Genomic DNA, 20,345 nt, shown 5'->3' on the forward strand with positions numbered 1-20,345 from the left:
GTCAGATCACATTGTTAGCAGTTAACAATGTGATCTGACCCCTTTTTCAAACAGGGCTATGACGGTTACACTAGCCATAGTTTTCCCTGATGTGAAAAGTTAAAGTGACGCTATGTCCACCACTTGTTATTTAACCCAGCCTGATTTTCCCGCTGAACTGGCGGTAAGCCTGCAACAGCAGTTTGGTTTGCATGCAACAGAGTCACCTGCGGGCTGGTATTTATGCTGGACAGGAGATGCTTTGGTGTTGCGCAACACCGAACTGAATAAACAAGGCGATATACTGGTCGACTTCGCCAGTGGTGCAGCGACCTACAGACGTAAATTTGGTGGCGGTAAAAGTGAAGCCATAGCCAAAGCTGTGGGCTTAACTAAAAAACCGGGTTTAACAGTAGTGGACGCCACGGCAGGTTTAGGCCGTGATGCCTTAGTACTGGCCAGTCTGGGGGCGAAAGTGACCTTAGTGGAGCGTCAGCCTGCAGTAGCAGCTTTACTGGCCGATGGCTTACGCCGTGCCAGTCTGGATCCCGAATTAGCACATTGGCTGCCTGAACGGATGCAACTGGTGTTTGCGCCGTCACAACAGGCGTTAACTCAATTGCCAAGCCCGGATGTAGTGTATTTAGACCCAATGTTTCCGGCCCGCGAGAAGTCGGCTTTGGTAAAAAAAGAAATGCAGGCTTTTCATCAGGTGGTCGGCACAGATGACGATGCCGACGCTTTGTTTCCGCTGGCATGGCAACTGGCCAGCAAAAGAGTGGTAGTGAAGCGACCTGGTTATGCAGAGTTTTTAGCAGGGCAAAAACCCAGCATGCAAATTACTGGCAAAGCGAACAGATTTGATGTCTATGTCAAAGCAGCCCTGGATTAACTAAATCAACGGGAATAACTGAATTAGCTGGATTAAAAAGGGATAAATTTATGATCAAAATTGGCGATACCTTACCCGAAGTAACTTTTGCACGTTTAACCGACAATGGTCCTGTCAACCTGACCACAGCTGAAGTATTTAAAGGCGAGAAAGTGGTGTTATTTGCTGTACCAGGTGCTTTTACTCCTACCTGCAGCGCGGCCCATTTACCAGGTTTTATCGAACATGCTCAGCAGTTTTTTGACAAAGGTGTGGACCGTATTATCTGTACTTCGGTCAATGACGCTTATGTGATGGATGCCTGGGGCAAAGCTCATAACGCTACTGACATTGTGTTTTTAGCAGACGGTGCAGGCAAGTTCGCCAAAGCTATGGGTCTGGACGTTGAGACCGGCGATTTTGGTGGTGTGCGCTCAAAGCGTTACGCTATGGTGGTCGATGATTGTGTAGTAACAGCGCTGAATGTCGATGAACCTAAACAGTTTGAAGTCAGTAAAGCTGAAGTGATGTTAGAGCTGGTGTAAACCAGCTCTTTTTTGATTGATAAAACAACAGCCCAGCACCCTCATTGCAAATACATCAGGGCAAATACATCAGGGCAAATACAGAGTGCCATTGGCTTTGATCCTTGCCAGCCATTGCTCTGACAAAGTGTGGGCTTGTTCAATTTGCTCTGGTGTGAGTTCTGACTGACGACGTTGTACAAACCATGAGTATCTGCTTTGCAATTCATTGTCGTCCGCCAGTTCCAGGATCAGCAGGTTAAAGGCGTAGGACTTAGCACGGCCATGTTCGCCATAGTTTTGTGAGTGGTGCATATTCGACAGGGTGATCAGTGCTGGGATACTGCCGTGTTGTGACGCGGACTCCAGCAATAACAGCTGCTGCCGAATAAAGTCATCCCGCTTTTGGATATAGGCTTCTCGTTCCAGCTCAGTTTCACCTGCCAACTTCATGAACTGCTCTGGCGTGATTGTGGCCATCTCCTCCTGAGCTGGCACATAGCCGGCTTTAGCTGCAGTTTCTAAATAAGCGTAAAACTCATTGCGTTGCTGTTGGTTTATTCCGGCGCAAAACTCGTAGCGTTCTTTGATGTTCGTTATGGCAAGGCCGTCGTCTTTATAGTCATAGGCTTGTTGCAAACGAGCTTCTAAATCAGCTTCATTTAGCGCTGCTGAAGCACAAAACCTTAAGTTCATTGCCAGCACATAAGCAGCCTGCAGTTCGCCCTGGTCTGCCCGATTTTTCAGTCTTGTCAGTTGAGTACGCAGAGGCTGATCCAGTTTCCAGTCTGTTCGTTCAATCACGACCATCTGTTCAGCTGGATCTGGTGCTGAAGGATTGGAATTGGGCTTTGTGACTACTTCCAACTCCAGGGCTAAAGGAGTTGGGTTGGGTTCTTGAATATCAGAAATTTGCTGAGGCTGAGTATTGCTATTATTCGTGCCTATAAAAACCAGGCCGCCACATATCAGCAGTACTAAGGACATAGCTAAAAGTTTTTGCATTACATTCCTTGTACAAGTGCAGGCCAGAACTTTAGTTGGTTACCAAGCCCAAAGCCGCTTTAATCGAAGGCCAGATTTCATCTGCGCTGGCCTGGTCTTCTGCTGTTAGTGTCTGGCCGGATAACACCAGTACTTTACGGCCCACACCAGCGGCTTTGGCGGCCTGCATATCGGCTTTTTTATCGCCTAGCATCAGGCTTGAACTCACATCTATATGATACTTTTCAATGGCCTGCAGCAACATACCAGGAGCTGGTTTACGGCAATTGCAGTCGATTTGATAAGGTGGATTGGCATTCACCGGATGATGAGGACAAAAGAACACGTCGGTTAGCGTCACGCCGTGCGACTCAAACTGAGCTTTCATCCAGTCGGTTAAGGCATAAAACTGCTGCTCGTTATAATAACCGCGGCCTATACCGGATTGGTTAGTGACCACTATCAGTAAATAACCTTGTTGCTGCAAATGACGACAAGCGTCGAAGACTCCGTCGATAAACTCGAACTGGTCCGGGCTACTGACATAACCATGATCGATATTAATTACGCCGTCACGGTCTAAAAAGGCGGCTTTTTGCATCTGTTTCATAACTGCTGCTCTGCCACTACTTTATCGAACATAGCGGTCACTGCATCTACAGCTATTTTTTGCATAATATTGCTGCCTTTGACACGGGTGCCCCATTTCAGCTCTGCTGCGGTTTTGCCTTGTTGCTCCAGCAACGACTGGTGATAGACCTCGACCACATACTGACGGAACAAATAAGGCCCGGTACGATCCGGATTGCTGTGGCCATACAAACCTATCACAGGCGTACCAACAGCGACCGCCATATGCGCAGGTCCAGTATCTGGTGCCAAGACTAAACTTGCGTGTTTTAACAACGCCAGCAGTTGTTTTAAATTGGTTTTACCTGTCAGATCTGTGATGGGCTGCTGAGCTGATGCCAAAATGGCCTGACTTAAATTGCGTTCCAGTTCAGTTGGGCCACCGCATAAAATCACTGCAAAGCCTTTCGCCTTGGCATAATCGGCCAAAGCCGCATAACGCTCCGGTAACCAGTTACGTTCTGCTTTGGAAGCGGCCGGGCTGATAATCAAAACACGAGCATTGCCAACAGCTGCAAGTTGCTGTTTAGCCCATAACTCATCGGCTTCCGGTATAGGCAGTTGCCATGTTGGCGTTGTACCAAGCTGTTGTTCTGTCACGCCAATAGCTTTAGCAAACTGGCGGAAACCATCCAGCACATGACTGCGTGGCGCTGGCTCTATGCGGTGACGCATAAAAAGCGCATGTAGCTCTTTGGCAGTGTGCCAGTCGAAACCAATCTTTTTGCGGGCTTTGATGCAAAGTGAAGCGACATTAGCGCGAAAGGCCACCTGCATATGCAGCAGCACATCAAAATAGTCGTTTTTTAAATCCTGATTTAACTGGCTGTAGGCGGCTTTACCCAGCTTTTTATCAAAGACGACAAAACGTACACCAGGCAAACCTTCCAGCAAACGCGCTTCCACTTTGCCGATAATCCAGGTGATTTGCGCCTGCGGGTGCTGACGTTGTATCGCCTGCACCACAGACACTGCATTGCAGACATCACCGATAGCGGATAAACGCAGAATACAAATAGAGGTTATGGGCTGCGACAACTCAGTTATTTCCCTGCAAGTCCTGAATTTTTCGTATTACTTTGCTGGTGGAGCGGCCATCAACAAAAGTCAGTACCTGCACTTCACCACCGTTAGCTATCACGACGTCTGCACCTACTATGGTTTCAATGCTGTAGTCGCCACCTTTGACTAAAACGTCAGGCAATATAGTGCTGATTAATTTCAGCGGTGTGTCGTTTTCTGCAAGGTCATCACCAAAAGGCACTACCCAGTCGACACTGGCGAGGCTTGCCAGCACTGTAGCTCGGTCTTCCAGACTGTTGATAGGGCGCTGTTCGCCTTTTAAGCGGCGCACTGAAGCATCTGAATTCAGGCCCACCACTAAACGGTCACCCAACGCCTTAGCCTGAGCTAAATAACGTACATGGCCAGCGTGTAAAATATCAAAGCAACCATTGGTGAAGACAATACGCTCGCCGTTTTGACGGGCAAACTGAATATGCTGCAGTACTTTGTCAAAAGGCGTCTGATAAAAATCGCCCTGACGGAATAAATCTTTGTTCAGCTTAGCCGCCAGCTCTTCCGGCGATACAGTAGCAGCTCCCACTTTGCCGACCACTATGCCAGCCGCTAAGTTAGCCAGCTGAGTGGCATCATGCAAGGACATGCCTGCGCTTAACATCACAGCTAAAGTGGCTATGACGGTATCGCCAGCACCAGTCACATCGCTGACTTCCAGCACCTGGGCCGGGAAGTGGAAATGTTCAGTGGCGGTAATCAGGCTCATGCCCTGTTCGCTGCGGGTTAATAAAATCGAAGCTAAACCGGCTTTTTGCATCAGCTCGCGGGCTGAACTGAGCATTTCTTCCACTGAAGCTGTTTTGCCGCCAGCGGTTTTAAACTCACCTAAATTTGGCGTGATGACATCAGCACCGGCATAGACCGACAAGTCAGCTTGTTTGGGGTCAACCAAGACAGTTTTGCCTGCCGCTTTGGCCAGTTTGATCATTTTGGAAATCTGTTGCAACGAGCCTTTGTTGTAATCACTGAACAGGATCACATCGTAGTTCTGATACACAGCAGCGAAACGTTCTGCCAAGAGTTCAGCGTCAGCATTGCTGAACATTTCTTCCTGATCCAGCCGCACTATTTGTTGCTGGCGCGACACCACCCGCATTTTGGCAATGGTAGGTTTGTGATCCTGACTTAGCAGTTCAGAATGAATTTGTTCACCGGCCAGCAACTGCTGCAAGGATTCGCCGGCGCTGTCGTGACCAATAATACCTAATAAGCCTACTTTACCGTCCAGATGGGCGATATTGCGTGCCACGTTGGCAGCACCACCGGCTTTGTCTTCAATTTTGCTGATTTTCACCACAGGCACTGGGGCTTCAGGCGATATACGCTGCGAGTCGCCATTAAAATAGCGGTCCAGCATGACATCACCCACCACCAGCACAGAAGCAGAAGACAAATTTTGCAGCAGGCTCAGGTTAATCATTAGTTGTTTCCCGTAATGGCTAAATCCAGCGCTTCACAAAGCCAGTGACCAATAAACATATGCACTTCCTGAATACGGGCTGTTTCGTCGTTTTTAACGATAATAGGCAGTTTGGCGATGTCTTTGACTAAACCACCATCACGGCCAGTCAGGGCGACTGTGAAAGCGCCCAGGTCATTGGCGGCTTTTAAAGCTAAATTGATATTCGGGCTTTTGCCTGAAGTCGTCAGGCCAATCACCACGTCTTGTGGCCGCACTAAACCTAACACCTGACGTTCAAACACGCTGTCAAAATGGTAGTCATTGGCGTGGGCTGTCAGAATAGAAGTATCGGTAGTTAAGGCAATAGAAGCCAGAGGGCCACGTTCTGCTTTGTATCTCACCATAAATTCAGCTGCTAAATGCTGGCTGTCAGCTGCGCTGCCGCCATTACCCATCCAGACCACTTTGCCGCCTTGTTTTAAGCAGTTTTGCACTGCGTCCAACAGCTGCATGGCTTGCTCGTGATAGGCTTCCACTGTGGCAAAGGCGTCACGGTGACGTTTTAAACTATCTAAAAAGCTTTGTTTTAAATCTGACATAGGAGGCTCTGTTTAGCTCTGTGATTGAAGGCATTTTAACGGATCTTGTTTATTGCAAAAGAACTTTTTATCCATCGGCTTTGTCTTCAGCGGCATAGCGGGAAAAAAAACTCTGTCTTTAGAAGGCGTTCAGGTAAAATCGTTGCATAGAAGCAGAATAAAGTGGAAAAAAACATGGGACAGTTTGCAGGATACCCAATCTGGTTAATTAATCTGGACTCCAACCCCGAGCGTTATGAATCAGCCAAAAAGCAGCTGCACAAGCTGGGTTTGGACGCTGAACGCTTCAGTGCTATTTATGGCAAAAACCTGAGCCAGGCTGAAGTAGCGGCTTGTTATGATCCAGCATTAAACCAGCAAAAATTCCGCCGTCCTTTGTCACCCGGTGAAATTGGCTGTTATTTAAGTCACCGCACTTTATGGCAGCGCATGGTCGATGAAAATATCGCCATGGCCTTTATTCTGGAAGACGATATTGATTTAGAGCCTGAATTTCTGACAGTGCTGGAAAAAATCACCCAACTAAAACACTGGGATATGATTAAGTTAGCCGATGACAGAGCAGGCACTGGTGAGCAGAAAAAAGATCTGGGTGATGGCTATCAACTAGTGAATTTTGCCAAAGTACCGAACTGCACCACAGGTTATGCCTTAACGCTGCAAGGCGCTAAAAAGCTGCTGAGCCGGCCTAAGTTTTTCCGCCCTGTGGATGTGGATCTGCAATTTTACCCTGAGCTGAACCTGACTGTATATTCCATGTTGCCGTACCGTTTATGGTCAGCCAGCCGCTTTGAAAGCGAAATCGACAAAATGAGCGGCGGCACCCGTAAAGGTGGCACTTCGTTTTGGCGTAACCTGAAATACCGGTTCCAGCTGAAATCTATCCGCAACAACCACCTCTCTGGTGATCTGTCGCAGGTGCAGTTTACTCCAGCCAAACAGGACGAGGTGTAAGCATGCGTAGCCGTAAAATTTCCTGTTTTGTCATCTCCTGCAATGAAGAAGACCGCATTGAAGCTTGTTTGCAGTCACTGGCTGGCTGGGTTGATCAACTGATAGTGGTTGATTCGGGCAGTAAAGACAGAACAGTTGAAATCGCCGAAAAATACGCCGACAAAGTCTATCAAACTGACTGGCCTGGCTTTGGCCCGCAGCGTAACCGCGCTTTAGCCTGGTGCGAACATGACTGGGTTTTGAGCATAGACGCCGACGAAGTGCTTACACCTGAACTGAAAGTAGAAATTGATCAGGTATTGGCGGAGCCAGATTTAGATGCCAACTTTATCAAAATGCCATGGCACACCTACTTTTTCGGCAAGTTGCTGAAACATGGCCGGTACTCCACACCGCAGGGCAAATTGTTTTTAAAAACAGGCGCCAGTTTTAAAGACCGTCAGGTGCACGAAACTCTGTTATTGCCTTATGAAAAAGTGCGGGTATTAAAATCGGCCATTATTCACCACAGCTGGCGCAGTTATCAGCATTGTCAGGAAAAGCATGTGAAATATGCCTGTTTAGGTGCTGAAGATAAATTCGCCCGTGGCAAAAAGGCCAGCTTAGGTTTTGCCATTCTGCGCTTTTTCACCGACTTTATTCAGCAGTACGTGCTGCGTTTGGGTTTCCTCGACGGTTGGCGTGGATTACTGATGGCCATAGTGCTGGGCCAGTATGCTTTTCATAAATATGCCGCGTTGGCCACTATGGTGGCTGATGCAAAAGCCAAAGCAAAAAGCTAAATGCAAAGCCGCTTTTTCCTGTTCAGGCTGATGTACAGCGCCCTGATCCTGGCGCTGACTCCGCTGTTACTGCTGTATTTGCTGCTACGTTCGCGCAAAGACCCGGCTTATCGCCAGCGTTTTGCTGAACGTTTTGCTTTTAGTTTGCCAGCAACATCAGCCAAAGACGGCATAGTGCTGCATACAGTTTCAGTGGGGGAGTTTAATGCGGCCAAACCTTTGATTAAACAGTTGTTACAACAGTATCCGCAGTTGGTTTTAACTATTACCTGTACTACGCCTACGGCTTCTGCTGCTATCCAAAAATTACAGGCGGAACAGCGGGAACTTGGCAGAACCCTTGTGCATTGTTACCTGCCTTTTGATTACCCTGTGTTGATGCGTCGGTGGCTGAAATGGATGCAACCGCAGTTGTTGCTGATTTTAGAAACTGAGCTCTGGCCTAATCTGGTAGCGAATTGCAAAGCGCTCTCTATTCCGACTTTAGTGGTCAACGCCCGTTTGTCAGCACGTTCCGCCAAAGGCTACCGGCGTTTTAGCGCTTTCACTCAGCCTATGCTGCAGAGCATCAGCCAAATTCTGACGCAGGACAAAAACAGCGCCCGCCGCTTTTTGGCTTTAGGTGCAAAAGAAGTGCAAGTGGCAGGTAATTTAAAATTTGAACTGGATGTGCCAAAAACTAGCACCCAGTTGGCGCACAGCTTAAAACCTCTGCTGCAAGGCCGGATAGTTTGGGTAGCTGGCAGCACTCATGCCGGTGAAGATGAGCTGCTTATTCAGGCTTATCAGCAGTTAAAAGTGCAGTTCCCACAATTATTGCTGGTGCTGGTACCGCGCCATCCCGAGCGTTTTGATGCAGTAGCAGAGCTATTACAACAGCAGCAGCTGAAGTTTGTCCGTCGCAGTGTCAATGGTTTGCCTGATGCCAGTACCCAAGTGTGGCTTGGCGATTCAATGGGTGAATTATTAAGCTGGTATCAACTGGCCGATTTTGTTTTTATCGGCGGCAGTCTGATTGAGCGCGGTGGTCATAATCCGCTGGAAGCTATGGCCTTTGGTAAAGCTGTGTTATCTGGCCCTCATGTGTTTAATTTCCAGCTGGTATTCCAGTTGCTGCAACAGCAGCAGGCTTATGTTCAGGTCAGCACTGTGGCCGATCTGGTCAGCACTGTGACTCAACTTACGCAGCAACCCGAACTGGCCATTACACTAGGTGCAAAGGGCTTAAAACTCTATCAGCTGCAACAGGGTGCTGTGGCGCGGATGATGGCTCAGGTGAATCATTTTTTGCCAATGGCTGAAGTTAAAAAATTAAATACAGACAATGCTTTAGCTTGGTTTGATCCATACTTTTATCCGAACTTTGACATGGCCTATTTTCAAGCGGAATTTTGGCAACAGCAGGGCTTAGTCATTGGTCAGTCCAAAGGCCGTAATACGGTGTGGTTTATCCGCCAGCAAAACGGCCAAGAGGCTGTGTTGCGGCATTATTACCGTGGTGGTTTGGTCGGCAAACTGAACAAAGATAAGTTCTGGCCAGAACCTGCGGCACAAAGCCGGGCTATGGCGGAATTTAGTTTACTCTGGCAAATGCGCTTATGGGGTTTACCAGTGCCACGGCCTTGTGCTGCTTTGTATCAAAAACACGGCTTTAGCTATAGCGCGGATATCCTGATTGAACGTATCCCAGGCACCACAGACCTGGCTCATCTGCTGCAACAACGGCCTTTAAGTCATGCCGAATGGCAACAGCTTGGTGCTGTCATTGCCTCTTTCCACCAGCATCAGGTGTATCACTCCGACTTAAATTGCCACAATATTTTGCTGGATAATCAGGGCCAGTTTTGGCTAATAGACTTTGATAAATGCGCTATTCGTAGAGCTGCAGACTATGCTGATCAAAGCTGGAAAACACAGAATCTGCAGCGGTTATTACGCTCACTAAACAAAGAAAAACAGCAGTTGCCAAACTTCCATTGGCAGCCCGACCAATTTGCCGCGCTGGAGCTGGGTTATCAGCAAGCGGGCCATGGCCAGTCACAACAGATAAGCCAAACCATACAGAGTACAAACTAATGCAGCAGTGGGACGTGATCGTTATAGGCGCAGGCGCCGCAGGTTTATTCAGCGCTATTGAAGCTGCCAAACGAGGTCGCAAAACCCTGGTGCTGGACAATGGCAAACGTATAGGCCGCAAAATTCTGATGTCAGGTGGTGGCCGCTGTAACTTCACTAATATCTATGCCAGCCCGGCTAATTATTTATCGCAAAACCCGCATTTTTGTAAGTCGGCTTTAAGCCGTTACACCCAATGGGATTTTATTGCTTTGGTGCAACAATACGGCATTGCTTATCACGAAAAAACGCTGGGCCAGCTGTTTTGTGACGACAGCGCCAAAGACATAGTGGACATGCTGCAACAAGAGTGCGACAAGGCGGGCGTGTCTATTGCGCTGCAACAGGATATTCAAAATGTCAGTTTTGCTGATGGTGTCTATACAGTCACAACACCTCAACTTAGCCGCAGTTGTCAGAGCTTAGTGGTGGCATGTGGTGGTTTAAGCCTGCCAAATTTAGGCGCTACTGCTTATGGTTTTCAGCTGGCTGAACAGTTTGGTTTAAATGTATTGCCAGTGCGCGCTGCCTTAGTGCCTTTAACCTGGCAACCGGCCGATAAAGCTGTGTTTGAAGAAATCAGTGGTGTGTCTTTGCCTGTGACGGCGCAAGCCAACGATGTGGTATTTCCGGAAGATATGCTGTTCACCCACAGGGGCTTAAGTGGCCCGGCTATTTTGCAAATCTCCAGCTACTGGCAACCGGGCGACGAGCTGATTATTAACTTAGCACCGCAGCAGGATCTAAACGCATTCCTGCTGGAGCAACAGCAAAAACACCCTGAGCAGGAACTTAAAACTATATTGTCGCGTTTGCTGCCAAAACGTTTAGTTGAAAAGCTGCTGGAGCTGAATCTGTTTCAGAATCAGCCTATTAAAGCGCTGCAAGGCAAGGCCATTCAACGCCTGGCCGACAGTCTGACGCACTATGTCTTTAAACCCAACGGCACCGAAGGCTACCGCACCGCCGAAGTCACTTTAGGTGGAGTCGACACCAACGAACTTTCGTCCAAAACCATGGAAGCAAAAAAACAACCAGGCCTGTATTTTGTCGGCGAAGTGGTAGACGTCACAGGTTGGTTAGGAGGCTACAACTTCCAGTGGGCCTGGGCATCGGGTTGGGTAGCGGGGCAGTATTGTTAGTTGTTGTGTAATGACTGGACTTCCACAAAATCACAACTGAAAAACTACCTCTTAGCTCGACGTTATATTTTATGGAGTAAAAGTTGGAAACTGTAACAAACGCACAAGAAACGAGTGATAACAAGTCGCAGGCTAGAAAAGCTCTAATACCCCTTTGGATAAAGATTTTTGGGTGGCTATTTATTGTTATGGGGGCGTTTGTACCTTTCCTTTATGTCGGTTCACTCATTTTTGGTTTCAGTTCTTCATACACAATGTTTGGACTGGAATACGAGAGTAATGCCAAGGCATTAATGCCCTTGATAATATCAACAGTGATTCTAATAAACGGATTGTGCGCATACGGATTAATTTTTGGTAAAGACTGGGGGCTAAGTGCTTGCATTGTATTTGGGTACATTGGGTTGGCTTTAACCTTGGGAACCATGCTTTTTGAGGTGATATTCAATGACAGTATGATGGTTCGTTTAGATCCCATCCTTCAAATTCCATATCTTTTTAAGCTTCACAAGCTTAAAGCGCATTGGTAGAGATAAATATAACAATCAGTGTCATTCGGGGCCTGCGGGCCTTGCCAAGCTCACAAGCTTGCGCGGGGCGTCAACGTCTGCTTTTGCTCACAGCTAATCTTCTCTGGTTAAGTTGTTACTCAAATCAGGCGCCAATGCTTGCCTCATCTCAAAAAGAACCCAACCCTGAGTAAAACAACCAGGCCTGATCACACTGCATCAGGCCCGATGATGCCAAACTCAGCAGTCACTATTGTTTAAGTTCTGTTGCTTTTTCAACCAGATCCATACGAGCTTTCCATGGGTCTACGCCATGCACTGCCTCGGCCTGCATAGTGAAATCCATGATATTGCCCTGTGCAGCGTCAAAAGCCTGCCAGTTTGCTAAGCCATCACCATTGGGATTACCGGTTTTGGTGAAGTTCACCACATAACTAAAGGGCAGGGCAGAGGCCTTTTTGTCTTGCTCTGTCAGAGCGTCATATTTTTTGTCTATGGTTTGAAAGAAAAATGGGATTTCGGCAGCGTGCTGCGCGCCCTGGCCGTCACGAATGGCTTCTGCCACATAACTAAAACGATAGAGGTACACTGGCTGGCCCAGTGCAGTCATCTTTTTCGCAACATAGCGGGCAGGTTCCTGCATGCCTCTGTCCTGACCAACCATAAAGTTAAGCAGTTGCAGCGGCAGTTCGGCTGTTGCATCGTAAGTTTGGCGTGCTTCGTCAGCATAAGGACCAAAAGATGCAAACAGGCTGTCTTTGTCAGGCGACATAGTAAAACCTATATCCTGACTGGTGGTTCCTACCATGACTGGGATTTTGGCGACTTGCCCAGTCTCTAACATCTGCTGAGTGCTGCCTAAAACTATCTTGCCATCCGCCAGTGGGCCACCGACATAGGTGGGTTTGCCTTCTGCAGGCTTAAAGAAATCCATCAGGCTGAGCCCGTCTAAAACGGCTTCAGCCGATAAAGCGCGCATTTTAGCGACAAGGTCCGGGTCGTCTTTGGCTATACCGTGTTTTTCAGCGAAATTCAGGCCTATCTGTTCTGCGGAAGGATTTTGCTCTGTGCCTTCGGTTAAGCTGCGCTCACCCATTAATGAGCGTCCACCGCCCGACATAATAATGGCTCGTTGAAACAGGTCTTTACTGGCTGGCGCTTGCATTAGGGTATGCACAGAACCACCACCGGCAGATTCACCCATAATGGTGATTTGCTCTGGGTCACCATGGAAGGCCGCTATGTTGTCTTTCACCCATTTGACGGCGGCGATCTGATCCATAAAAGCGTAATTACCCAGCGGGCCTTCTTTGGGCGCCGTTAAAGCGGGGTGAGCAAAAAATCCAAATCGCCCTAAACGATAGTTAAAGCTGACAAAGACTACACCTGCTTTGGCAAATTCAGCACCGTCGTAGACCGCAGGGGAAGCGCCGCCATTGACGTAACCACCACCATGGATCCAGATTAAAACAGGGGCTGGTTTAGCTTTGTCAGCCGGCGTCCAGACGTTCAGGTAAAGACAATCTTCGGCTGGAGTTTCACCTAAAGGCGCTGCATCACTGGCAAAAGGTTTTTGCATACAGTCGTTACCAAAGCGGGTCGCCTCACGCACACCTGACCAGGCAGTGACAGCTTGAGGCTCGCGCCAGCGGTTTTGGCCAACAGGCGCAGCGGCATAAGGAATACCTTTATAAATCTCAATACCTTGCTCTGCTATGCCCTGTAATTGGCCGCTTTTAATGGTGGCGAGCGGCACAGTGGCGGATGAACTGTTGCTGGCTTTGGCAGCAGTGTTGTCACTACAGCCGCTGAGCAGAAAAGCCGTGCTTAGGGCAAGCATCAGTAGGCTTTTTGGTGTTAAAACTATCATCATTTTCCCCTTGTCGATTGAAGGTGTAAAAACAAACGAACAGCTTCGGCCATTTTTAAGCTCTTTGTAGTTCTTATGCGTTGTCAGTGGCGGTAGGGTTTTTACGAACTTTTGTAGTTTGAACAGGTAACTTAACAAGGATAAGCAGCAAAGGCTATTTTTATGAGTCCAGCGCGGCTTATTCAGGGTTTCACTATACAGATCAGACCAATAGCTGTTTGACCTACTCTGCAATTCAGGGCAGTGTAAGAGTAAGATCATTCAGCAGGAGACGAGGGATGTTTAAATTAAAGTTAGGGTTAGCTGCAGGTTTGGCTTTGAACTGCCTGAGCACGGTAGCGGCAGAGCCGGATCAGCCATCGCAAATTGTGACACAAGCAGAAGCTAAAGCTGAAAAAGGCGATGGTTATGTATTTTACAGTTACTTTACCAAAGCTACTTTTGGTACCCAGGATGCGCTGACTGGTGTGGCTGTGATTGAGCCAGGCAAAGAAATTCATCCACCTCATATTCATGCCGAAGAAGAGTATCTGATGGTGATTGAAGGCGAGGGTGTCTGGTCGCTGAAAGACAAAGATATTGCTGCTAAAGCGGGCGATATTTTATATGCAGCACCCTGGGATTCGCATGGCATTCGCAACACGGGCAAAACCCCATTGAAATTTGTCGTGATGAAATGGCATAGCAAAGGTGTACCTGTGCCTGTGGAACCAGCGGCAAAGACTAAGCCTTAATCAAGTTAAAACCGGTAATGCAGCATAGTTTCAAAAAAGCTGCTGTTGCGCAGGGCCGGGCTTTGATTGCTGCCAGTTTGAATATCAATAAAGCTCGCTACCAGCTCTAAGCTGATATGCGGGCTGAATTTATATTCGGATTGAAAGCTGTAGTTATTCGCCAAGGCTTTACCCGATTGCTGATCGGCCGGCAGCAACAGGCTTTGGCCAGGGCCGTAAATAGCGCCATCTTGTTGAACGCGGTAGAGTTTTTTCGCATCCAGCCCCAGGCTGAAGTTTTCTGTCAGCGGATAAAGCCAAGCAAGGCCTATATGCTGAATATTGGTAGTGGCAAATACACCGGCTTCTGAGTAATAAGGCGCTTTGGCAAACAGGGGCTGAAACTCGTGGCTGTCCGCATCTTGTGAGGCGCCGCCTGACGCATAACTGGCAGTAAAAGACAGCCTGTGCTGCGCCAGGGTATAAGCCCATTCCAGTTGGCTGAACCAGGCTGAGAGTTGTTGTGGGCCGCGATCACCAAACTGATAAATCAGCTGGTAAAACGCTTCAAAAGCTTCCACCTTATGCTGATATTCGGTTTCTATCGCATAAATATCATCCTGATTTTGGCCACGGCTGTCGCGGTAATTGATCGCGTGAACCAGCAGTTGCTGCTTTTGAAAAATGATGCCGCTTGCGGTTAAATCCGGATCTCTGTTGTCATCCAAAGCCTTAGCTTTACTTTTTACGCTGTAGCCATGATAAAAGGACACTGTGGTATAGCTGTCGAGCTGCTGGTTTAGCAAAACTCCGTCAAAACGCCGCCTGACGTTGGTGCCTTCTCTTTTGCCGAGCTGACGTTGGTTACCAACAGACCAGACATGCCGGCCTAAGCTGATACTGGTATCGGCTATATCAGTTTTAAAAATCAGCTGGTGAATATCGGCCGTATTATGTTCCACTGAATAGGTCTGGTTGTCATAACTGGAGTCATAAGCACTGATCCCTTCCAGCAGCAAACTACTGTTTTCTGATGTTTGCCAGCTATGCCGGATCAAAAAACGACTAAGCAGAGCATGATGATCCGCATCTGTCAGTTCCTGCTGGTAAATATCCTGATGTTTAATAAAACCTTCCAGTTCCACTGCAACTAGACCTGAACTAAAGCCTGCAGCGCTCAGCAGTGCCACAGAGGTCAAAGCTTTTATTTGCATCAGGACTGCTCTGCTTCAAGGTCGCAATAATGTTCTTTGCGTAACAGCCACAGCAAAATGCCAATAGGTACTAACAAAGCCCAGAAACCAGCCTGCATATAACAAAAGCCGGCCACTAAAGCGCCGATCGCAAAGGCAGCTATAGGCCAGAACGATTTAAAAACTCTGCTTTTGGTGGCAGCATCGCCTTTGCCTGACATCAGCTCTATCAGATCCAGCACGATTTGTGTCACATTGCCTGTCATCATTGAAGTGGGGGCCAGATGGGGCAGCAGCAAGCGGGTATAAGCGCTATGTGCGCCCATAGCTGCTGCGCCCAGCATGCCGCAGATCATGGCCAATGTGGTGGGCTCTTTTCCAATAGGGGAGGCCACTAAGCCTACAACCATAAAAGCTACCAGCAGCACTAACTGCAGTAAAACAGTCAGTTGGATTTGCAAATTTTGCTGCTGTTTATTGTCCAGCCAAATCGTCAGGATCCGGATAGCAGCAATCCCCAGAATAAAGGCCGGAAAAGCTAAAAACTTCATCAGCACAGCGGAATTGGATTCGCTGACTAAACTGGCACCTATCAGAACAAAGTTACCAGTGATCAGGGCTGTCAATAAACCAAACAAAGCGACAAAACCTAAGGTGTTTACATAACCGGCCAAAAACCCCAGGCTGATGGCCTGAAAACGATGTTTAGATTCGATACTCATACAAGCCGTCCTTTTTTCGCGGGAAACATCACAAAGCGACCAGGGCCTGCCAAAGCTATAGTGCTAAAGAGGATGATCAACAACCAGCCAAATTGGCCTTGTTCCAGAGTCCAGTCAGCATGGACCAGCAGCATAGACACCAGTAATAAAAACAAGAAGGGCAGGCAAGCCAGCCGGGTCCAGATGCCGGCCATAATGGCCAGAGGGCAAAGTACTTCAGCAAAAAGTGCACAGGCTAAAGTAACGGCTTTGCCTAAATGCAGCGGGTCGTCAATCCGCTGCAATTCTGTCTGCCAATGCAGCAGCTTGGGCCAACCGTGGATCAGCAGCACCAGTAAGGAGCCGCTGAGGCGTAAAAACAGCAGGCCCAAATCAGGCTGTTGTAAAAAAGCAGGGGTGGTTAGTTTCATTTGTTCAGCTCCTGTCCTTAGAAAGCAAAACAGCTGCAACCTAACACACCCCAAAACGAGTTATGGTCTGACACTGGCATATCGGAGCGGCGCGCCACATCATGGGAATGGCCATGTACACCACAAGAGCCGGCACATTGGTGCGGTAAGGCACTGATCAGCGGATGGACCCGGGCATGTCCCGGCACTAAAGTGACAGGAGACCATTCAGGGACCACAGGAATAGGTGCAGGACCATAACTTGAGAAGTCGCTGACGGCATACACTACTTTGCCATTCACTATAGTCATCACAGACTCAATGCCTTTGATTTCTTCTTCAGGGACGGTAAAAAAGTCAGAACTTAATACCGCCAAATCCGCCAGTTGCCCGGCTTTAATCCGGCCTTTTTTATCCAGGTCACCAGAAAACCAGGCACTACCTGCTGTCCAGAGTTCCAGCGCTGTATCGCGCGGTAAACAATCTTTATCCAGATACAAAGGGGTGCCGCCCACTGTTTTACCTGAGACTAACCAATACAAAGCTGTCCATGGATTATGGCTGGCAACCCGGGTGGCATCTGTACCACCGCCAACAGGTACACCCATTTCTAACATCCGGGCTACAGGAGGGGTTTGTTGTGCCGCCTGCTGGCCATAACGACGGACAAAGTATTCGCCCTGAAAGGCCATCCGGTGCTGAATAGCTATACCGCCGCCTAAAGCCCGCACCCGTTCGATATTTTTTTCAGTAATGGTTTCGGCATGATCGAATAACCAGCGCAAGCCGTTAAATGGCGTGTCTTTATTTACTTTTTCAAACACATCCAGCATACGGCTGATGGACTCGTTGTAGGTGGCATGCAAGCGGAAAGGCCAGCGGTTTTCTACCAGATGCCGCACCACTTGCTCCAGTTGTTGTTCCATGTTGTCGGCTAAATCAGGTCTGGGTTCGACAAAATCTTCAAAGTCGGCAGCGGAGAACACCAGCATTTCGCCTGCGCCATTGTGGCGGTAAAAATCATCACCCTGCCCCGGTGTTACCATTTGTGTCCATTTCTGGAAGTCTTGCAGTTCAGCGCCTTTATTCTGGGTAAAAAGGTTATAGGCGATACGTATTGTCAGCTGACCGTCTTTAGCCAGGCGTTCTATGACCTGATAATCATCAGGGTAATTCTGGAAACCACCACCTGCATCAATAGCGCTGGTAACGCCCAGGCGATTGAGTTCACGCATAAATTGCCGGGTGGAATTGATTTGATGCGATAAAGGCAAAGTTGGGCCTTTTGCCAGAGTGGCATACAAAATCATGGCGTTAGGCCGTGCTATCAGCATGCCGGTCGGGTTGCCTTTGGCATCACGCTGAATTTCACCACCAGGAGGATTGGGTGTGTCTTTGGTATAGCCCACAGCTTTTAAAGCAGCGCGGTTTAATAAAGCTCTGTCGTACAAGTGCAATAAAAACACCGGAGTGTCTGGTGCTGCTTTATTAATTTCATCCAAAGTTGGCATACGTTTTTCGGCAAACTGAAACTCTGTCCAGCCACCTACGACCCGTACCCACTGAGGATGAGGGGTTCGGTCCGCCTGAACTCTGAGCATCGCCAGTGCATCTGCCACAGAAGGTACCCCTTCCCAGCGTAATTCCAGGTTGTAGTTTAAACCACCGCGGATCAGGTGCAGGTGAGAGTCATTTAAACCAGGAATGACAGTGCGGTTTTTCAGATCGATCACCTGACTTTGTTCAGTCTGATGACGCAGTACTTCAGCTGTAGCACCCACTTCAACAAACTTGCCGTCGCGGATTAATACGGCGCTGGCAACAGGTTGTTCATTATCCATGGTATGAAAACGACCGTTGATCAGGATCAGATCCTGTTGTGAAGACTTATCCATCGGCATGCTCCTTAGTCAATTGCAACCCAGCTACTGCGATCCTGGCAGGGCTTTAGGGGAGGTGAAAACTTTTCCAGTGGCTTGAGTGTGGGAAAGATTCGGCGGGCAGTCTAGCTATACAAACAGATAATGGTGAAAGACCGGATCCACTTCTAGTATCTGTTCAGCTCTGATGATTTATTCAGGCTAGGGCGGTGGCAACCAGCAAGTGATAGCAGATATTGTCGCTTCGTTTTTGCGCCGCTTCCTCACTAAGCGGGCATAGCGTGCTGTTGTTTTTCTTTGCTGAAGCTGTGTTTTGCGGAAGTTGGCTTATTAATCAGGTCAGTACGCGGATAGTAATTACACCGTGATTGGCAATAGAAGGAATTATAGAAATGGCAAACCCTAAACTTGAAGTACTGACTCCACAAAACAGTCAGCTTATTTTTATCGATCACCAGCCACAAATGGCCTTCGGTGTGCAGTCAATTGACCGGCAAACCCTGAAAAACAATACGGTAGGCCTGGCAAAAGCGGCCAAAATTTTCAACATTCCTACCACCATCACTACAGTGGAAACTCAGGGCTTTTCTGGCTACACCTATCCAGAATTATTGGATGTATTTCCAGGTAAACCAATTCTGGAACGCACCTCAATGAACTCATGGGACGACCAGAAAGTTCGTGACGCTTTAGCTAAAAACGGCAAAAAGAAAGTGGTAGTTGCAGGTTTATGGACTGAAGTTTGTAACACCACTTTTGCTTTGTGCGCCATGCTCGAAGGCGACTACGAAATTTATATGGTGGCTGACGCTTCGGGCGGCACTTCCAAAGAAGCTCATGACTACGCCATGCAACGTATGGTTCAGGCTGGTGTAGTGCCTATGACCTGGCAACAGGTCTTGCTGGAATGGCAACGCGACTGGGCACACAAAGATACGTACGACGCTGTAGTTGCTCTGGTGAAAGAGCACTCAGGTGCTTATGGTATGGGGGTGGATTACGCCTATACCATGGTGCATAAAGCACCACAACGCACAGTCAGCACCCATGAAACGCTGGCGCCGGTCGCCGCTAAGTAATGTTTGCTGTGGGACTGCCCCTTGCTCTTTGCTGCACCAAAGTCTGAGGGACAGTTGATAAAACACAGCACTCTGTTCGGGTTAACTGGTGGATAAAGCCAGCTAACCCGAACCCTTCAGGCTGTTTAGTCCAAGGAGTTTTGTATGAAATTATATCTGTTGTCGCTGGGTGCCGGTTTGTTGGTGGGTATTATTTATGCGCTGATGCAGGTGCGTTCACCAGCTCCTCCCGCTATTGCCTTGTTAGGCTTGCTTGGCATGCTGATTGGTGAGCAAATTGTACCTGTAGTGAAACAATGGGTCGCGGGCCAGCCTGTGACTATGTTATGGTTTAAAACAGAATGTGTCCCTAAAATCACTGGTACACCTGTGACTTTAGTCGCAAAAACTGAAGCAGCAAAAGTCACTACTACAAAAGACGATGTCTGAACCCTGAAGTGTTGATTCAGCCGTTGCTGGATGATTGCAACAACCTTTTCTAGGCTGTGGACTCAAAAGGAAGGTTACTCTCATTGTTGTACGGGAATCATATGCAGAAAGTTGATGGTACAGGCACTTTGGTTGCAATTGTCGATGATGAGCAGTCTGTTCGTACTGCTTTAAATAACTTATTGCGCTCTGTGAATTATGAAACCTTACTGTTTGAATCTGCCGAAGCTGTGTTGCAAAGTGATATGCTTGGCAGCATCCGTTTTATGGTGCTTGATGTAAAGCTGAAAGGCGTCAGCGGTATTGAGTTATTTGAACAGTTGCGTACCGGAGGGGTAACTATCCCTACAGTCTTTATTTCAGGTCATGCGGATTTAGAGACTCAGTTGCATATAGCACGCGCCGGCGCTTTGCTATTTTTACCTAAGCCTGTGGATGTTGAACTGTTGCTGAAAACTATAGAGGATATAGTCGGGGCCTGAATTTCAGTGCATTACCC

At 48.1% G+C, this 20,345-nt stretch carries 21 protein-coding genes; 11 read left to right on the forward strand and 10 right to left on the reverse strand.

All coding sequences use genetic code 11. The features are described 5' to 3' along the window. Positions 1 to 112: 112 nt before the first annotated feature. A complete protein-coding gene (locus EK374_RS01820; RefSeq protein ID WP_127019590.1) occupies positions 113 to 871 on the forward strand; it encodes a class I SAM-dependent methyltransferase in 759 nt (252 codons plus the stop codon). A gap of 50 nt (positions 872 to 921) precedes the next feature. Then, a complete protein-coding gene (locus EK374_RS01825; RefSeq protein ID WP_127019592.1) occupies positions 922 to 1,395 on the forward strand; it encodes a peroxiredoxin in 474 nt (157 codons plus the stop codon). A gap of 69 nt (positions 1,396 to 1,464) precedes the next feature. Here EK374_RS01825 and EK374_RS01830 read toward each other — a convergent pair whose 3' ends face one another. The 5 genes from EK374_RS01830 to EK374_RS01850 are packed head-to-tail and all read right to left on the reverse strand — an operon-like array spanning position 1,465 to position 6,069. Beyond that, on the reverse strand, positions 1,465 to 2,379 hold the full coding sequence (locus tag EK374_RS01830) for a hypothetical protein (protein ID WP_127019594.1): 915 nt from the start codon (positions 2,377 to 2,379) through the stop codon (positions 1,465 to 1,467). A gap of 31 nt (positions 2,380 to 2,410) precedes the next feature. Beyond that, the gene (gene gmhB / locus EK374_RS01835) at positions 2,411 to 2,968 is read right to left on the reverse strand and encodes a D-glycero-beta-D-manno-heptose 1,7-bisphosphate 7-phosphatase (RefSeq protein ID WP_127019596.1); all 558 of its coding nucleotides are present in this window, start codon (positions 2,966 to 2,968) and stop codon (positions 2,411 to 2,413) included. Beyond that, a complete protein-coding gene (locus EK374_RS01840) occupies positions 2,965 to 4,026 on the reverse strand; it encodes a glycosyltransferase family 9 protein (RefSeq protein ID WP_233280310.1) in 1,062 nt (353 codons plus the stop codon). The genes gmhB and EK374_RS01840 overlap by 4 nt, the downstream gene beginning before the upstream one ends. A gap of 1 nt (position 4,027) precedes the next feature. Beyond that, the gene (gene hldE / locus EK374_RS01845) at positions 4,028 to 5,488 is read right to left on the reverse strand and encodes a bifunctional D-glycero-beta-D-manno-heptose-7-phosphate kinase/D-glycero-beta-D-manno-heptose 1-phosphate adenylyltransferase HldE (protein WP_206099261.1); all 1,461 of its coding nucleotides are present in this window, start codon (positions 5,486 to 5,488) and stop codon (positions 4,028 to 4,030) included. Next, positions 5,488 to 6,069 (reverse strand): D-sedoheptulose-7-phosphate isomerase, encoded by a 582-nt coding sequence (locus EK374_RS01850; protein ID WP_127019599.1) that lies wholly within the window; start codon positions 6,067 to 6,069, stop codon positions 5,488 to 5,490. The genes hldE and EK374_RS01850 overlap by 1 nt, the downstream gene beginning before the upstream one ends. 174 nt (positions 6,070 to 6,243) lie before the next feature. Between EK374_RS01850 and EK374_RS01855 the strand changes: the two genes are divergently transcribed. From EK374_RS01855 to EK374_RS01875, 5 genes are all read left to right on the forward strand, one after another. Further along, the gene (locus EK374_RS01855; protein WP_127019601.1) at positions 6,244 to 7,023 is read left to right on the forward strand and encodes a glycosyltransferase family 25 protein; all 780 of its coding nucleotides are present in this window, start codon (positions 6,244 to 6,246) and stop codon (positions 7,021 to 7,023) included. Positions 7,024 to 7,025: 2 nt separating this feature from the next. Next, entirely contained in the window at positions 7,026 to 7,805 is a 780-nt protein-coding gene (locus EK374_RS01860) for a glycosyltransferase family 2 protein (RefSeq protein WP_127019603.1), read from the forward strand. Then, on the forward strand, positions 7,806 to 9,881 hold the full coding sequence (gene waaA, locus EK374_RS01865) for a lipid IV(A) 3-deoxy-D-manno-octulosonic acid transferase (protein ID WP_127019605.1): 2,076 nt from the start codon (positions 7,806 to 7,808) through the stop codon (positions 9,879 to 9,881). After that, positions 9,881 to 11,062, forward strand: a complete 1,182-nt coding sequence (locus tag EK374_RS01870) for a BaiN/RdsA family NAD(P)/FAD-dependent oxidoreductase (RefSeq protein ID WP_127019607.1) — start codon at positions 9,881 to 9,883, stop codon at positions 11,060 to 11,062. The genes waaA and EK374_RS01870 overlap by 1 nt, the downstream gene beginning before the upstream one ends. 83 nt (positions 11,063 to 11,145) lie before the next feature. Further along, positions 11,146 to 11,592, forward strand: coding sequence for a hypothetical protein (locus EK374_RS01875; protein ID WP_127019609.1), 447 nt, complete (start codon positions 11,146 to 11,148; stop codon positions 11,590 to 11,592). A 229-nt stretch (positions 11,593 to 11,821) separates the two neighbouring features. Here EK374_RS01875 and EK374_RS01880 read toward each other — a convergent pair whose 3' ends face one another. Further along, positions 11,822 to 13,444: a carboxylesterase/lipase family protein gene (locus EK374_RS01880; RefSeq protein ID WP_206099262.1), complete on the reverse strand. Its 1,623-nt coding sequence runs from the start codon at positions 13,442 to 13,444 to the stop codon at positions 11,822 to 11,824. Between the two features lie 275 nt (positions 13,445 to 13,719). Between EK374_RS01880 and EK374_RS01885 the strand changes: the two genes are divergently transcribed. Next, a complete protein-coding gene (locus EK374_RS01885) occupies positions 13,720 to 14,175 on the forward strand; it encodes a cupin domain-containing protein (RefSeq protein ID WP_127019611.1) in 456 nt (151 codons plus the stop codon). Between the two features lie 5 nt (positions 14,176 to 14,180). On the opposite strand, the gene EK374_RS01890 is transcribed toward EK374_RS01885, so the two are convergent. Genes EK374_RS01890 through EK374_RS01905 form a run of 4 tightly spaced genes read right to left on the reverse strand, consistent with a single transcriptional unit; the run spans position 14,181 to position 18,353 of the window. Beyond that, entirely contained in the window at positions 14,181 to 15,368 is a 1,188-nt protein-coding gene (locus EK374_RS01890; protein WP_127019613.1) for an alginate export family protein, read from the reverse strand. Beyond that, the gene (locus EK374_RS01895; protein WP_127019615.1) at positions 15,368 to 16,069 is read right to left on the reverse strand and encodes a YoaK family protein; all 702 of its coding nucleotides are present in this window, start codon (positions 16,067 to 16,069) and stop codon (positions 15,368 to 15,370) included. Before EK374_RS01895 ends, EK374_RS01890 begins: the two co-directional genes overlap by 1 nt. After that, positions 16,066 to 16,479 (reverse strand): DoxX family protein, encoded by a 414-nt coding sequence (locus EK374_RS01900; RefSeq protein WP_127019617.1) that lies wholly within the window; start codon positions 16,477 to 16,479, stop codon positions 16,066 to 16,068. Before EK374_RS01900 ends, EK374_RS01895 begins: the two co-directional genes overlap by 4 nt. 17 nt (positions 16,480 to 16,496) lie before the next feature. Continuing rightward, the gene (locus EK374_RS01905) at positions 16,497 to 18,353 is read right to left on the reverse strand and encodes an amidohydrolase (RefSeq protein ID WP_127019619.1); all 1,857 of its coding nucleotides are present in this window, start codon (positions 18,351 to 18,353) and stop codon (positions 16,497 to 16,499) included. 377 nt (positions 18,354 to 18,730) lie between these two features. Here EK374_RS01905 and EK374_RS01910 point away from each other — a divergent pair, with 377 nt between their 5' ends. The 3 genes from EK374_RS01910 to EK374_RS01920 all read left to right on the forward strand — a co-directional run bounded on the left by EK374_RS01910 (position 18,731) and on the right by EK374_RS01920 (position 20,328). Then, on the forward strand, positions 18,731 to 19,417 hold the full coding sequence (locus EK374_RS01910) for a hydrolase (RefSeq protein ID WP_127019621.1): 687 nt from the start codon (positions 18,731 to 18,733) through the stop codon (positions 19,415 to 19,417). 144 nt (positions 19,418 to 19,561) lie between these two features. After that, complete coding sequence (locus tag EK374_RS01915; protein ID WP_127019623.1) at positions 19,562 to 19,846, forward strand: XapX domain-containing protein; 285 nt, start codon at positions 19,562 to 19,564, stop codon at positions 19,844 to 19,846. Between the two features lie 101 nt (positions 19,847 to 19,947). Next, positions 19,948 to 20,328 (forward strand): response regulator transcription factor, encoded by a 381-nt coding sequence (locus tag EK374_RS01920; protein ID WP_127019625.1) that lies wholly within the window; start codon positions 19,948 to 19,950, stop codon positions 20,326 to 20,328. Positions 20,329 to 20,345 lie beyond the last annotated feature (17 nt).

The organism is Rheinheimera mangrovi, assembly GCF_003990335.1.
Taxonomy (GTDB): Bacteria; Pseudomonadota; Gammaproteobacteria; order Enterobacterales; family Alteromonadaceae; genus Pararheinheimera; species Pararheinheimera mangrovi.

What these genes read in the sequence shown, in the direction of transcription:
- EK374_RS01820 (WP_127019590.1), top strand. Translation starts at nt 113, where the DNA reads ATGTCCACCACTTGTTATTTAACCCAGCCTGATTTTCCCGCTGAACTG.
- EK374_RS01825 (WP_127019592.1), top strand. Translation starts at nt 922, where the DNA reads ATGATCAAAATTGGCGATACCTTACCCGAAGTAACTTTTGCACGTTTA.
- EK374_RS01830 (WP_127019594.1), bottom strand. Translation starts at nt 2,379, where the DNA reads ATGCAAAAACTTTTAGCTATGTCCTTAGTACTGCTGATATGTGGCGGC.
- gmhB (WP_127019596.1), bottom strand. Translation starts at nt 2,968, where the DNA reads ATGAAACAGATGCAAAAAGCCGCCTTTTTAGACCGTGACGGCGTAATT.
- hldE (WP_206099261.1), bottom strand. Translation starts at nt 5,488, where the DNA reads ATGATTAACCTGAGCCTGCTGCAAAATTTGTCTTCTGCTTCTGTGCTG.
- EK374_RS01850 (WP_127019599.1), bottom strand. Translation starts at nt 6,069, where the DNA reads ATGTCAGATTTAAAACAAAGCTTTTTAGATAGTTTAAAACGTCACCGT.
- EK374_RS01855 (WP_127019601.1), top strand. Translation starts at nt 6,244, where the DNA reads ATGGGACAGTTTGCAGGATACCCAATCTGGTTAATTAATCTGGACTCC.
- EK374_RS01860 (WP_127019603.1), top strand. Translation starts at nt 7,026, where the DNA reads ATGCGTAGCCGTAAAATTTCCTGTTTTGTCATCTCCTGCAATGAAGAA.
- waaA (WP_127019605.1), top strand. Translation starts at nt 7,806, where the DNA reads ATGCAAAGCCGCTTTTTCCTGTTCAGGCTGATGTACAGCGCCCTGATC.
- EK374_RS01870 (WP_127019607.1), top strand. Translation starts at nt 9,881, where the DNA reads ATGCAGCAGTGGGACGTGATCGTTATAGGCGCAGGCGCCGCAGGTTTA.
- EK374_RS01880 (WP_206099262.1), bottom strand. Translation starts at nt 13,444, where the DNA reads ATGATGATAGTTTTAACACCAAAAAGCCTACTGATGCTTGCCCTAAGC.
- EK374_RS01885 (WP_127019611.1), top strand. Translation starts at nt 13,720, where the DNA reads ATGTTTAAATTAAAGTTAGGGTTAGCTGCAGGTTTGGCTTTGAACTGC.
- EK374_RS01890 (WP_127019613.1), bottom strand. Translation starts at nt 15,368, where the DNA reads ATGCAAATAAAAGCTTTGACCTCTGTGGCACTGCTGAGCGCTGCAGGC.
- EK374_RS01895 (WP_127019615.1), bottom strand. Translation starts at nt 16,069, where the DNA reads ATGAGTATCGAATCTAAACATCGTTTTCAGGCCATCAGCCTGGGGTTT.
- EK374_RS01900 (WP_127019617.1), bottom strand. Translation starts at nt 16,479, where the DNA reads ATGAAACTAACCACCCCTGCTTTTTTACAACAGCCTGATTTGGGCCTG.
- EK374_RS01905 (WP_127019619.1), bottom strand. Translation starts at nt 18,353, where the DNA reads ATGGATAAGTCTTCACAACAGGATCTGATCCTGATCAACGGTCGTTTT.
- EK374_RS01910 (WP_127019621.1), top strand. Translation starts at nt 18,731, where the DNA reads ATGGCAAACCCTAAACTTGAAGTACTGACTCCACAAAACAGTCAGCTT.
- EK374_RS01915 (WP_127019623.1), top strand. Translation starts at nt 19,562, where the DNA reads ATGAAATTATATCTGTTGTCGCTGGGTGCCGGTTTGTTGGTGGGTATT.
- EK374_RS01920 (WP_127019625.1), top strand. Translation starts at nt 19,948, where the DNA reads ATGCAGAAAGTTGATGGTACAGGCACTTTGGTTGCAATTGTCGATGAT.